Origin of the sequence: Viridibacterium curvum (genome assembly GCF_039544165.1) — a bacterium.
Lineage (GTDB): Bacteria > Pseudomonadota > Gammaproteobacteria > Burkholderiales > Rhodocyclaceae > Viridibacterium > Viridibacterium curvum.
Map to the genome: position 1 here is coordinate 102,870 of NZ_BAABLD010000008.1, position 11,855 is coordinate 114,724.

Annotated in this window: 13 protein-coding genes; 6 read left to right on the top strand and 7 right to left on the bottom strand. The window is 65.1% G+C overall.

Annotated elements, in window-relative coordinates:
• Window positions 1-85: 85 nt before the first annotated feature.
• Complete coding sequence (locus ABEA02_RS08160) at window positions 86-760, bottom strand: 16S rRNA (uracil(1498)-N(3))-methyltransferase (protein WP_425584670.1); 675 nt, start codon at window positions 758-760, stop codon at window positions 86-88.
• Between the two features lie 165 nt (window positions 761-925).
• Between ABEA02_RS08160 and ABEA02_RS08165 the strand changes: the two genes are divergently transcribed.
• Window positions 926-1,486, top strand: coding sequence for a thioredoxin family protein (locus tag ABEA02_RS08165; RefSeq protein ID WP_345532400.1), 561 nt, complete (start codon window positions 926-928; stop codon window positions 1,484-1,486).
• Window positions 1,471-2,292: an inositol monophosphatase family protein gene (locus tag ABEA02_RS08170; RefSeq protein ID WP_345532401.1), complete on the top strand. Its 822-nt coding sequence runs from the start codon at window positions 1,471-1,473 to the stop codon at window positions 2,290-2,292. The genes ABEA02_RS08165 and ABEA02_RS08170 overlap by 16 nt, the downstream gene beginning before the upstream one ends.
• Here the strand turns inward: ABEA02_RS08170 and ABEA02_RS08175 are convergent.
• Entirely contained in the window at window positions 2,289-3,179 is an 891-nt protein-coding gene (locus tag ABEA02_RS08175; protein ID WP_345532402.1) for an AEC family transporter, read from the bottom strand. The two genes, ABEA02_RS08170 and ABEA02_RS08175, sit on opposite strands and share 4 nt — an antisense overlap.
• A 141-nt stretch (window positions 3,180-3,320) precedes the next feature.
• On the opposite strand from ABEA02_RS08175, the gene ABEA02_RS08180 reads away from it, so the two are divergent.
• Window positions 3,321-3,734, top strand: coding sequence for a hypothetical protein (locus ABEA02_RS08180; RefSeq protein ID WP_345532403.1), 414 nt, complete (start codon window positions 3,321-3,323; stop codon window positions 3,732-3,734).
• Between the two features lie 64 nt (window positions 3,735-3,798).
• On the opposite strand, the gene xerC is transcribed toward ABEA02_RS08180, so the two are convergent.
• Window positions 3,799-4,683: a tyrosine recombinase XerC gene (xerC, locus tag ABEA02_RS08185; RefSeq protein ID WP_345532404.1), complete on the bottom strand. Its 885-nt coding sequence runs from the start codon at window positions 4,681-4,683 to the stop codon at window positions 3,799-3,801.
• Window positions 4,684-4,685: 2 nt separating this feature from the next.
• Entirely contained in the window at window positions 4,686-5,630 is a 945-nt protein-coding gene (locus tag ABEA02_RS08190) for a Nudix family hydrolase (protein ID WP_345532405.1), read from the bottom strand.
• A gap of 194 nt (window positions 5,631-5,824) precedes the next feature.
• Between ABEA02_RS08190 and ABEA02_RS08195 the strand changes: the two genes are divergently transcribed.
• Together ABEA02_RS08195 and ABEA02_RS08200 are read left to right on the top strand one after the other, a co-directional pair.
• Window positions 5,825-6,205 (top strand): hypothetical protein, encoded by a 381-nt coding sequence (locus ABEA02_RS08195; RefSeq protein WP_345532407.1) that lies wholly within the window; start codon window positions 5,825-5,827, stop codon window positions 6,203-6,205.
• Window positions 6,202-7,215 (top strand): tetratricopeptide repeat protein, encoded by a 1,014-nt coding sequence (locus ABEA02_RS08200; RefSeq protein WP_345532408.1) that lies wholly within the window; start codon window positions 6,202-6,204, stop codon window positions 7,213-7,215. The genes ABEA02_RS08195 and ABEA02_RS08200 overlap by 4 nt, the downstream gene beginning before the upstream one ends.
• A gap of 4 nt (window positions 7,216-7,219) precedes the next feature.
• Here the strand turns inward: ABEA02_RS08200 and ABEA02_RS08205 are convergent, their stop codons facing one another.
• A complete protein-coding gene (locus ABEA02_RS08205) occupies window positions 7,220-7,696 on the bottom strand; it encodes a hypothetical protein (RefSeq protein WP_345532409.1) in 477 nt (158 codons plus the stop codon).
• 128 nt (window positions 7,697-7,824) lie between these two features.
• Between ABEA02_RS08205 and ABEA02_RS08210 the strand changes: the two genes are divergently transcribed.
• Window positions 7,825-9,066, top strand: a complete 1,242-nt coding sequence (locus ABEA02_RS08210) for a sigma-54-dependent transcriptional regulator (RefSeq protein ID WP_345532410.1) — start codon at window positions 7,825-7,827, stop codon at window positions 9,064-9,066.
• A 12-nt stretch (window positions 9,067-9,078) separates the two neighbouring features.
• On the opposite strand, the gene ABEA02_RS08215 is transcribed toward ABEA02_RS08210, so the two are convergent.
• Together ABEA02_RS08215 and ABEA02_RS08220 are read right to left on the bottom strand one after the other, a co-directional pair.
• Window positions 9,079-9,915: a symmetrical bis(5'-nucleosyl)-tetraphosphatase gene (locus ABEA02_RS08215; protein ID WP_345532411.1), complete on the bottom strand. Its 837-nt coding sequence runs from the start codon at window positions 9,913-9,915 to the stop codon at window positions 9,079-9,081.
• A 7-nt stretch (window positions 9,916-9,922) separates the two neighbouring features.
• Window positions 9,923-11,818 carry a polysaccharide biosynthesis protein gene (locus ABEA02_RS08220; protein ID WP_345532412.1) on the bottom strand — a complete coding sequence of 632 codons (1,896 nt, stop codon included), beginning with the start codon at window positions 11,816-11,818 and terminating at the stop codon, window positions 9,923-9,925.
• Between the last annotated feature and the right edge of the window lie 37 nt (window positions 11,819-11,855).

Here is an 11,855-nt window from a genome sequence, read left to right on the forward strand (position 1 = left end):
TCTGTCGCACGCCTTACAAGTCAATTCAATCACGCCAGGCGGAACAAACCCTGCGCCCCGCCCCATCGGGAAGTTCCCGATGCCCTCAGTAATCGCCCCAGCGCCCCAGCATGGCTGCCGCCACGGCCAGGCCCGCTGTCTCGGTCCGTAACACGCGCGGTCCCATCAGCACGCGCCGGCAACCCGCCGCATGAGCGGCCGCCAGCTCGGTCGGGCTCCAGCCCCCCTCAGGCCCGATCAGGATGGCCACCGGTCCAGCCGGTGCAGGCAAGGCCGACAGGCGCTCACCGGCATCCGGGTCGAGAATCCAGCGCTCGCCCTCGAAGGGCTCGCTCAGCGTCGTCGCCAGCGTGCGGATTTCACCGACCTGCAACACGCGGTTGCGCCCGCATTGCTCGGCACTGGCGACCGCCACCTGCTGCCAATGCGACACCCGCTTTGCGGCACGATCGCCAACCAGCTTGAGCACACTGCGCTCGGCCGCCACCGGCGTCACGCCGACCACGCCGATCTCGCTGCCCTTCTGCACCACCCAGTCCATCTTGTCGCCCACCGCGAGGCCCTGCACGATGTGTATCGTCAGCGGCGGCATGCGGTCGTCGGCCATATGCTGGCCGATAGCCACCGCCACGTCGCGCCCCTCGATCTGCAATTGCGCAGCGTACTCGCCCCCTTCGCCGTCGAACAGCACGACCTGCGCACCATCGGCCAGCCGCAACACCTGGCGCGCGTGGTGAGCCTGCTCGGTCGGCAAGCGCATGACCCGGCCTTCAGCGAGCGAGAATGAACGCGACGGGGGGCAGAAAAAGCGCGGAACCATGGTGCTATGCTGGCTGTGTAGCAAAGAATGAGAGCGCGCTGCAGCGCGTGAAGGGACATTTTCGCGGTTTTTCCCCCTGAACGGGGAATGTAAGGAGAGATGGACATGCCCGCCCTGGAGACCCCGCTGTGTGATTTCGGCCGGCCGGCGCCTGACTTCTCGCTGCACGACCCAGCCAGCGGCAAGCTGCTGACGCCCGACAGTGTGCGTGGCCCCAACGGCCTGCTGGTCATGTTCATCTGCAATCACTGCCCCTTCGTGAAGGCTGTGATCCACCGCATCGTGCGCGACTGCCGCGAGCTTGCCACACTGGGCGTCGGCAGCATCGCCATCATGTCGAACGACGTGGAGGCCTACCCCGAAGACGGCCCCGAACACATGCAGCGCTGGGCGCGAGAGCTCGAATTTCCCTTCCCTTACGTGTTCGACGAGTCGCAGGAAGTCGCTGCCGCCTATGGCGCCGTCTGCACACCAGACTTTTTCGGCTTCAACGCCGGCCTGCAGCTGCAGTACCGCGGCCGCCTCGATGCTTCGCGCCGCGAGACAGCGCCCGAGGGCGCCCGCCGCGAACTTTTCGAAGCCATGCAGCGGGTCGCCGCCACGGGAGCCGGCCCGCAGGAACAAATCGCCAGCATCGGTTGCTCGATCAAATGGAGGGAGTCCTGACTTCACTCAAGCACGCACGCGCACTGGAGTCGATTGTCCGTGATGTGGCGCGGCAAACCGTCCTGCCGCGCTACCTGAAATCGATCCGCGAGCACAAAGCAGACGGCAGTTCGGTCACCGTCGTCGACCTCGCCACCCAGCGTGCGCTGACCGAACGCCTGCCCGAGCTTTTCGATGCCCCCGTCATCGGCGAGGAGATGAGCCCCAGCCAGCATCGCGACTGCTGGGCCGCCGGCACCGAAGGCCTGTGGTGCATCGACCCCATCGACGGCACCACCAACTTCGCCAACGGCATCCCCTTCTTCGCCATCTCGGTGGCCTGGCTGGTCGGTGGCGAGACGCAGTTCGGCGTCGTCTACAACCCCATCACCGACGAATCCTTCTACGCCAGCCGTGGCGACGGCGCCTGGCTCAACGGCACGCGCTTGCCGCTGCGCAAACCGTCGAGCACCCTCACCGCCGCCGTGGCCGGCATCGACTTCAAGCGGCTGGAGCCAAAGCTGGCCGACGCGCTGGTGAGCGACAAGCCCTACTACTCCCAACGCAACTTCGGCTCCAGCGCGCTGGAATGGTGCTTCGTTGCCGCCGGCCGGCTGGACGTCTACCTGCACGGCGGGCAAGCGCTATGGGACTACGCCGCCGGCCGCCTGATCCTTGCCGAAGCCGGAGGCTGCGCCAGCACGCTGAGCGGCGGTGCGCTGTACGCCGACCCCTTGCGCAAATGCGGCGTCGTGCTGGCCGCCTCGCCAGCTCTGCACGGACAGTGGCTGGGCTGGATTCAGCGGCACTCGACGCCGCAGTCCTAGAGCAGGGACAACCAGAAGGTCATCGAGAACACCGACAACACGGTGGTCGCCGAAATCAACCAGGCCACGCCGGTGCCGTCACCCCCCATGCGCATGGCGAGGATGTAGGCCGACGATGCGGTCGGCAGCGCCGCGAACAGCACCGCCATGTCGCGCGGCAAACCCGTCAGCCCCAGCCAGGGCACGAAAAACCATGCCGCCAGCGGCAACAGCATGAGTTTCACGCCGACCAGCCAGACGAGGCCGAAGCTGTGCCCGCCAGGGCTGCCCCACTTGAGCGCAGCGCCAACTGCCAGCAGGCCCAGCGCAATCGACGCGTCCGACAAACGCGTCAGCAGGGCTGCCAGCGGCACCGGCACCGTCACGCCCGCCACATTGCACAGCAGGCCCAGCACCGTCGCGATGATCAAGGGGTTACGCAGGATCTCGCGCAACACCCCGCCCTGCCCATGCCGCGCCAGCAGGCTCACTGCCGCGAGGTTGGCAATCGGCGCCATTACGCCGCACAACACCCCCATCATCGTGATGCCCGCTGCGCCATGCAGCTTGCCCGCCACGGCCATCGCGATGTAGGTGTTGAAGCGGAATGCGCATTGCACACGCGACGCGAACTGCAGGCCGTCCAACCCCATCCAGGGCTTGGCCAGCAAACCCAGCAGCAGTCCGACCGCCATGGCCAGCACGCCAGCGAGAAACAAGGGCCCCATCGCTGCAAAGTCGATGTGGCTGCGCGCCACGGCAAAAAACAGCATGGACGGGAACAACACGAAGTAAACCAGCCTCTCCAGCCCCTCCCAGAAGGCATCGGCGAAACCGGCGTAACGACGCAAAGCACTGCCCAGCAGGATCAGGGCGAAGTCAGGGATGAGGAGGAGGAAGATGGTCATGCGGCAAGGCTAAGCGGGAACCACGTCAGACGCCATCCGTAAAATCCGACACAAGTACAGGTTTCATGCTGCAGATATCGCAACGGGATAGACTCCGGTCGCGTCTTTTGCGCCCTATCCCCCCGCACTGGAACCTCCACGATGCATTACTTCCTGCTGACCTTTGTGTTCCTGTGGTTTGCCTTTGTGGCTCCGCTGCGTGTTGTCTTGCTGACGGCAGCCTGCTGCCTTGCCATCGCTTTCGGCGTGAGGCTCGTTGCGCACGCCATTGCAGGTGTGTCGGTGGGCTATGGCAAAGCCATCACTGCCGTCTTGCTGTCTGCATTCCTCCTGCTGCTGACCCTGCTCCTGATCGCTGGCGGTTTCCGTGACATGTCATGGATCAAGTTCATGGCACTGAACCCGCTGTCCATCCTGTTCATGCTGGTGGCGTCCTACGTTGTCGGCTACCACCTCTGTCTCGGCACACAGCTTTGGGCCAGTTCGGTCATCGCGCTGCTGTCTGCCGTCATTACGGTCGGGGTCATCTTCAGCGCAAGATCGATGATTGCGTAGCTTGGGCTGACGCAGGAAGCCCAACGGGTATCACTGCGCAAGTCGGGCTTCGCTCAGCGCCAACCTATTTTCGTGCACGTGGGTGAGCTGCGTCGTACACCTTCGCCAGATGCTGGAAATCGAGATGGGTATAGATCTGCGTTGAGCTGATGCTGGCGTGGCCGAGCAGCTCCTGTACGGCGCGCAGATCGCCTGAAGACTGCAGCATGTGGCTGGCGAAGCTGTGGCGCAGCATGTGCGGATGAACGTGCACGGGCAGGCCCTGGCGGATGGCCCAGCGTTTGAGGCGCTGGCGGATCATCCCCGGCGACAGGCGTTTGCCACGCGTGTTGACGAACAGGGCCACCTCACCGGGCGAGGCCAGTTGCGGGCGCAGTTTGAGCCAGGCGTCGAGCGCGGCCAGCGCCTTGCCACCGACCGGTACGCGGCGCGTCTTGCTGCGCTTACCGAATACTGTGACCTCGCCATCGGCCACGGCGTAGCTGCCCTCGACATCGAGCCCGGAGAGTTCGGCGAGGCGCAAGCCTGACGAGTAGAAGAGTTCGAAGATGGCCAGATCGCGCTGCTCGAAAGCATCCTGCGGCTTGCCATCGAGCAGGGCCGCCGCCTGATCGGGTGACAGAGCGCGCGGCAACGGCCTGCCTGCTCGCGGCGGTCGCACGCCCTGTGCGGGGTTGGCCGTAGCGAGCTCCTGCCGCACCAGCCAGCGATAGAAGCTGCGCCAGGCCGACAGGCTGCGTGCCAGGGAACGCGGCTGCAGGCCCTGCGCATGACGTCTTGCCACAGCGCGACGGATGTCGGCTGCAACGAGCTGCGTAAGTGCCTTGCTGCCCGCCATCTCCTGCAACACGAGCAGCTCGCGACGATACCCAAGCAGGGTGTTCGGGCTGAGGCGGCGCTGCGTGGCGATATGCCGCAGGAAGGCTTCGACCTCGGGCCGCAGGCTCATGATCAGAGGGCTTCGCCCCAGGCTGCGCGAATGCTGGCGATGCCATGCGCGCCGGCTTGCCGGGCTTCGCGCAAGTCGTTGAAACCCAGACCCCCGATGGCAATGACGGGCAGGCTCAGCTCGCGCGTCAGCGCGTGGAAACGCTCCCAGCCGATCGCGGCCCGGTCGGCGTGCGTCGCTGTAGGCTTGATGGCGCCGAGCACCGCGTAGTCGAGCGTCAGCGCGTTGGCGCGTTCAAGCTCCTCGCGTGTGTGGCACGAGGCGCCCACCCATTCAAGTTCCGGGCGGGCCTCAAGCGCCGCCAGCGCAGCAGCGGACAGGTGCACGCCATCCATGCCGAGCTCGCGCGCCTCATCAGCACTGCCATTGAGCACGACCAGCGCGCCGGCCGCACGGCAACGCGCCAGTACGGCTTCGGCGAAGCGGCGACGGGTGGGCGCATCGAGCAAGGGCTCGCGCACCTGCACCCAGCGCAACCCCGCAGCCAGTGCGCGATCCAATGCTGCGAGCTGGGCGTCGACGCCGATCTCGCCAGCATGCGTCACCGCCATCCGCCGCGGCAGGCTCAGCGCCTTGAGAATGGGCCCGTTGGCCGGCAACATCGGCGACACGGTGAAGGCCCCCGCCTGCTGCCAGCGCAGGTCGGCATGCACATGGGCGCACGGCTCGCCTTCCCACATCGGTACCTCGAAGAAATGCAGACGCACGTGGGCGTGCTCATAGTGATGTTCGCGCATCAGCCATGGCCAGGCCTCACGGACGCTCACCGAGAGTTCTTCGGACAACTCGCGCACCAGGGCGTCGCGCGGCGTCTCGCCCGGCTCGACCTTGCCGCCGGGGAATTCCCAGTAGCCGGGGTAGAAGGTGCCTTCGGCGCGCTGGCCGAGGAGGAAACGGCCGTCGGGACGGGTGATGACGGCGGCGGAAACATCGACTTTCTTGACCATGGCGAGACAGCGAACGGGAATCCACCGAGGATACGCGAGCCAGCGCCAGCCGTGCGTCTGCCGGTTCATTCCGCCCAAGCCATTGGCAGTCCCGACCACTAGGGAATTACCCGTGCATGCGGGCAATCATCACGGGTCGCCTTGCAGTGCAGCGATATACTGCGCCCCTGTTCCCTGCTCGGGCCCGTTCCTGCATGCCTAAGTCCAGCTCCCGCCTCCAGGCCAGCCTGCTACCTGCCGCGTGCTTCGTGGCCGGTCTTTGCGGACTCTTCACCCTCGCCGGGCTCGGCAGTGGCAAGCTCGACATCACCCTTCTGCTGCCCCTCGTGCTGGCCGTCCTGAGCCTCTTCCTGACCCGCGCCGATCAGCACTTCCAGGGTCCCGGCTGGATCCTGCCCGCATTCGGCCTGTTTGGCCTGCTGGAGATGCCGGTCTTCCCCTTGCTTGCCCTGTCCGGGCAATCAGGCCTGCTGCTCGACGGCGTGCTGCCGGGCATCGTGCGCATGGCGCTGGTAGTGCTGTTCTGCATCGTGGCCCTGCTGAGCCGCAAGAGCACGAAGGGAGCCTCTGCATGATCGTGATGTGGCTGGCCATCGTGGCCTTTCTGCACAGCAGTGTGGTTCTCGTGCCCGGCGATGCGTCGGCCGGCACGGCCTGGGTACAGCTGCTGCTGATGATGGTGGTAGCAGCCGGCACGCTGCAGCTTGCCGCCACCCAACGCCGCCTGCCCCTGATGGGCGTGCAGGGCCAATGGTTGATGGCTTGCGGCGTACTCGCCCTGCTGCTGACCGAAGGCGGGGTGCCCGGCCAACCCGGCACTGTCGCCAGCCTCATCGGTCTCGATGCCGGCACGCGCCAACTACTTGCGCCATTGGCACGCATCATCGTTCTCGTCGGCCTGTGGCAGGCCTTCAACCAGCTCACCGATCTGCGCCACCGCAGCCTCAACGCGCTGCAGGCCGAACTGCACGAAGCCATGACCGAACTGGTCCTGCCCGTGACACCACGCCATCGCCCGGCCCCCGGCGCACGCAATACGCGCAGCGGTCTGACTGACAGCCTGCGCGCCGCGCTTGATCAGATCGGCGAAGCCCATCGCGTGATGCGCAACAAGGTGGTTCAGGAGCCCAACAACATCGCAGCCCGACTGGCTCTGCACCGCCGCCTGCTCGAAGACCCGACGCAAAAAACCGCCGGCCTCGCGCATGGCATCGACTTCGTCAACGCTCTCCATGCGGCCGAACGCATGGAGCTCGCACTGTCCGTTGCCTGCGATTGCTGCCGGCTCGACAACCAGTACTTTCCGAGCAATGCCGTCGCGCTGGATCTGGCCCATCAGGCCAACAGCACCGGCCAGCATGCGCAGGCCCTGCGGCTACTGCGCCACTACGATGTGCGCAATCCGGGTGACGCGCAAACTCCGCGCGCGCTGTACTACTCGGCACAGGCGCTGGGCGGTCTCGGCAAGGTCGACCTCGCACAAGCCGTACTCAACGGACTGATCAGCAAATTTCCGGATGATCTGCTGGCAGCCGACGCGATTGCCTTGTCGGCGCGGCTGGCGACACGTCGTCCGCCAGGCTGAACGCTCAGGCCTGCTCTTCGTGAGGCGAGGCCGACGGTGACAGAATGCTGACGCCCCACAGCAACGCCGAAAAAACCACAAAGAAGACGCTTAGCCAGATCTGGATGGTGCGTGACTCGCTGAACAGGATTTCCTGATTGGCGGCCGCCACGATGACGCGCCCCGCCACACTTGCCTGACGCACCCATCGCCCCTGCCACACGGAAGGCTCGACGATATCGAGCTGCACGTCGGGCAGCCGCGCCACCTGCGCCGCCTTGCACAAGGCGGGGAGCTTGCGGCAAGAAAAATACAGGCTGCGCGCGTTGTCGCGCTCCAGCACTACGCGGTCATTCCTGTCCGGCTGATACGACACTGCGTACGTCGCCGTTTCGGCAGGGGCTGCAGCAAGCTCTGCAGGCAAGCGCAACCAATCCACCACCAGGAAAACGGTGACGGCCGTAATCACGTAGCGCAGCGGTGCGTAGCGAAGCCATTTCATTCGCGCAGAATCGCGCATTCGTCACGAAGTGCTGTCGATGCGACGAGGAACGGCTGCGCGCAACGTTGGGAACTGCTACAGTTATCGCAAAAAAACAACGTTGCTTTTTCAACACACACGGATGGATTGTGGCAAAGATTCTGGTCGTCGACGACGAAGTCGGCATTCGCGAACTGCTCTCTGAAATCCTGCGCGACGACGGTCATGACGTCGTGCTGGCTGCCAACGCCACCGAAGCGCGCTTCGCGCGTCAGGCTGGCCGGCCTGACCTCGTGCTGCTGGACATCTGGATGCCCGACACCGATGGCGTCACCCTGCTGAAGGAGTGGGCCGCCGGCCATCTGCTGACCATGCCCGTGATCATGATGTCAGGTCATGGCACCATCGACACCGCCGTTGAGGCGATCCGCTTCGGTGCCGTCGACTTCCTTGAAAAACCGATTGCGCTGCAGAAGCTGCTGAGCGCCGTACGCCGCGGCCTGCAACGCCAACCGGCGCGGGCGCGGGCACACATGACCCTCGCCTCTTTCACGCGCTCGGCGCTGCTGCGCGATTTGCGCAAGCGGCTGGAACAGATCACGGCACGTTCTCGCCACGTCCTGCTGCGCGTGGGCGCCGGGTCGCTGGCCGAACTCTGCGCCCGCAGCCTGCAGGTGCCGGGCAGCACCTGGATCGATCTCGGCAGTTCCAGCCAGCCGCTGGAGCTGCAGACGCTGGAGCAGGCGCGCGGCGGCATGCTGTACGTCGAGAACATCGTGCAACTGACCCGTGCGCAACAGAAGAACCTCGCCTTCGCGCTGGAGCGTCTCGAAAAGTGCGACCTGCACCTGGTTGCGGCCAGTGACCGCAATCCGGACGAACTGCTGGCCGAAGGCTGGGACCCCACCCTGATCCGTCGCCTGTTCGAAATCTCTCTCGTGCCGCCTTCGCTGCTGGAGCTGCGCGATGAAGTGCCTGAGATGGCGCAGCAGATCCTGCTGCACTTGATGGAAGCGAACGAGATTCCGCCGCGCACCTTGTCGACTGGCGCTCTCAACGCCCTGCGCAACAGCCCCTGGAGCGGCGGATTCCACGCCTTGAAGTCGGCCATCCGCTCGCTGGCCCTGGGCGCACTGGAGGAAGAGATCTCGCAGGAAGATGCGGTGCGCAGCGTCTCGCAGACGGCCACCACAGCGCTGTCGCTGCCACTCGACCAACCGCTGCGCGAGGCGCGCGAAACCTTCGAGCGGCTCTACTTCGAGCACCACCTGCAGATTGAGGACGGCAACATTACGCGCGTCGCCGACAAGGCCGGACTGGAGCGCACCCACCTGTACCGCAAGCTCAAGCAGCTGGGCGTCTCGCTGAACCGCCGCAACGGCGAGCTCTGATCCGGGCGAAGCTCAGTCTTCGCCCTTGGTCTTGCGAATGCCACAGGCCTCGCAGGACACCTGGAAGGTCGCACGGTCTTCGACGCGGAAGGCCGTCAGCTGGCCGCCCCACACGCACCCGGAGTCCAGCGCAACAACGTGGCCCATGTCGCGCACACCCAGTGCCGACCAGTGGCCAACGTAGAGCGTGTGGCTGCGCCAGGCCGCGTCAGGTGCGGCATACCAGGGCATCAAGCCACTTTCCGCCAGTTCAGGCGCGCCCTTGGGTTTGAGGTCGATAGCGCCGTCAGCCGTCAGGAAGCGCATGCGCGTCATGGCGTTGATGACGATGCGGTGCCTGTCCCAGCCACGCAGTTCGCCGTCCCAGCGCGAGGGCTGGTTGCCGAAAAGATGCTGCAGGTATTCGCGCCACGCATCACCACGCAAGGCGGCTTCGACCTCAGCGGCCAATTCACGCGCTTGCGCCACGCTCCACTCGGGCAGCAGACCGGCATGAACCAGTACGCTCTGGCCCTCCACGTGCATCAGGGGCAGATGTCGCAACCAGTCGATGAGTGCCTCGGCGTCGGGCGCCGTCAGCACGCCATTGATGGTGTCACTCTCGCGCGCCTTGGCTGGCACGCCGGCAGCAACAGCCAGCATATAGAGGTCGTGGTTACCGAGCACCGCCGTGGCAGCGCCGCCCAGATCACGCACGAAGCGCAACACTTCGGCAGATTGCGCCCCGCGATTGACGAGATCGCCGACTAGCCACAGCCGGTCGTGACGCGCATCGAAACCTGCGGTCTCCAGCAGCTTCAGCAAGGGGTCGAAACAACCCTGCAAGTCACCGACAACGTAGGTAGACATAAGCTGATCAACCACCCTCAGCCGCGCGCTCGCCCGCGCCAACAACCTGCAGGTTGGGTCGCAGGTACGGAGCATACTCCGGCACCCAGCGACGCAGCTCGCGCTTGATTTCCTGCGCACCGGTCACGCGGCCGGCGCGCAGCCAGGCCAGCACCTCTTCGATGATCACGGGGTCTGCCGCACGTGCCTGGGCGATACGCAGTTTCTCGTGATGCGTCGGCAGGGTTTGTTCGTTGTCGGCCAGCAATTCTTCGTAGAGTTTTTCGCCAGGCCGCAGGCCCGTGAACTCGATGCGGATCTTGTCTTCGCTGGCACCAGAGAGGCGGATCATGTCGCGCGCAAGATTGGTGATCTTCACGGGCTCCCCCATGTCGAGCACGAAGATCTCGCCGCCCTTGCCCATGGTCGCGGCCTGCAGTACGAGCTGGGCAGCTTCCGGAATCGACATGAAGTAGCGCGTGATCTCCGGGTGCGTGACCGTGACAGGCCCGCCCGCTGCGATCTGCTCGCGGAACTTGGGTACCACGCTGCCATTGCTGCCGAGCACATTGCCGAAACGTACGCTGCAGAACTGCGTATCCGGCGCCTCGCTCTGCACGACCTGGCAGACCATTTCGGCCAGCCGCTTGGTTGCTCCCATCACATTGGTGGGATTGACCGCCTTGTCGGTCGAGACCATCACGAACTTCGGTACGCGGTGCGCAGCAGCGGCCTTGGCAACACGCCAGGTGCCCAGTACGTTGTTGGTCATCGCCTGCCAGGCGTTCTCGTCTTCCATCAAGGGCACATGCTTGTAGGCCGCTGCGTGAAAAACCAGTGCAGGGGCATGGCGCGCAAATGTCTCGTCCAGCCAGGCCGCATCACGTATGTCACCCGTCACGGGCAGGACTGGCACCTCGGGAAACCGCACAGAAAACTCTTCCACGAGCTTGTAGAGCGCGAATTCACTGGCATCGTAAGCAATCAGCCGGGCCGGACGGAAGAGCGCCAGCTGGCGACACAGCTCGGAGCCGATGGAGCCGCCGGCACCGGTTACCAGCACCACGCGCCCACCGACCATGCTGTCGATATACGGGCAATCAATCGCGACCGGATCACGGCCGAGCAGATCTTCCATACGCACTTCGCGAAATGTGCCGGTCTCGGCAGCGCTGCGCTCACCACTGCGCATGGTCTCGGCCAGGGTCGGTACCACCAGCGGATGCACCCCCGCCTTGAGACAGGTCGCAAAAATCTGCTTGCGCGTCTCCGCCGAAGCCGAGGGCATGGCAATGATGGCGTGCCGCGCCTGCAACTTGGCCGCCCAGGCCGCCAGCTCATCAACGCGCCCGAGCACGCGCAGGCCCATCATTTCACGACCATGCTTGCTTGCGTTGTCATCCAGCACGCCGACCAATCGCCACTCAGGCGAGCAGCGCAGCTGTCGCATGACATTGAGACCCGCGTCACCACCACCAATCAGCAAGGCTGGTTTGCCGGCGGCCGCCAGCGCACCAAACTGGCGATGCTCACGCCAGGCGCGGTACATGGCGCGGGCGCCGCCCATTGCAACAAGCAGGAAGATCGGGAATGCGGCCAGCACCGAACGCGGTACGGGTGTGTTCCCCCGCAGGAAGGTGGCGACCACGATGACGATGGCGATCGAAGCGCCGATGGCCCGTACGATGCGCATGAGATCGGGCAGGCTGGCGAACACCCACATGCCTTTGTAAAGCCCGAAATAGCGGAACATGACGGCATGGACCGGCAGCACCCACAGCAGGCTCATGAGGCCGTGGCGCATGAAATCGGGAGGCACAGCAAAATTGAAGCGCAGCAGGTAGGCCGCACACCAGCAACACAATACGGCAGCCAGATCGAAGCCCGACACCGTCCAGCTACGCGCCACGCCACGAGGTTTCATATAGGTCAGGACTCGCATAGGCTTTCAGAACGTCCAG

What these genes read in the sequence shown, in the direction of transcription:
- ABEA02_RS08180 (WP_345532403.1), top strand. Translation starts at nt 3,321, where the DNA reads ATGCATTACTTCCTGCTGACCTTTGTGTTCCTGTGGTTTGCCTTTGTG.
- ABEA02_RS08220 (WP_345532412.1), bottom strand. Translation starts at nt 11,818, where the DNA reads ATGAAACCTCGTGGCGTGGCGCGTAGCTGGACGGTGTCGGGCTTCGAT.
- ABEA02_RS08200 (WP_345532408.1), top strand. Translation starts at nt 6,202, where the DNA reads ATGATCGTGATGTGGCTGGCCATCGTGGCCTTTCTGCACAGCAGTGTG.
- ABEA02_RS08165 (WP_345532400.1), top strand. Translation starts at nt 926, where the DNA reads ATGCCCGCCCTGGAGACCCCGCTGTGTGATTTCGGCCGGCCGGCGCCT.
- ABEA02_RS08195 (WP_345532407.1), top strand. Translation starts at nt 5,825, where the DNA reads ATGCCTAAGTCCAGCTCCCGCCTCCAGGCCAGCCTGCTACCTGCCGCG.
- ABEA02_RS08160 (WP_425584670.1), bottom strand. Translation starts at nt 760, where the DNA reads ATGCGCTTGCCGACCGAGCAGGCTCACCACGCGCGCCAGGTGTTGCGG.
- ABEA02_RS08215 (WP_345532411.1), bottom strand. Translation starts at nt 9,915, where the DNA reads ATGTCTACCTACGTTGTCGGTGACTTGCAGGGTTGTTTCGACCCCTTG.
- ABEA02_RS08190 (WP_345532405.1), bottom strand. Translation starts at nt 5,630, where the DNA reads ATGGTCAAGAAAGTCGATGTTTCCGCCGCCGTCATCACCCGTCCCGAC.
- ABEA02_RS08205 (WP_345532409.1), bottom strand. Translation starts at nt 7,696, where the DNA reads ATGAAATGGCTTCGCTACGCACCGCTGCGCTACGTGATTACGGCCGTC.
- xerC (WP_345532404.1), bottom strand. Translation starts at nt 4,683, where the DNA reads ATGAGCCTGCGGCCCGAGGTCGAAGCCTTCCTGCGGCATATCGCCACG.
- ABEA02_RS08175 (WP_345532402.1), bottom strand. Translation starts at nt 3,179, where the DNA reads ATGACCATCTTCCTCCTCCTCATCCCTGACTTCGCCCTGATCCTGCTG.
- ABEA02_RS08170 (WP_345532401.1), top strand. Translation starts at nt 1,471, where the DNA reads ATGGAGGGAGTCCTGACTTCACTCAAGCACGCACGCGCACTGGAGTCG.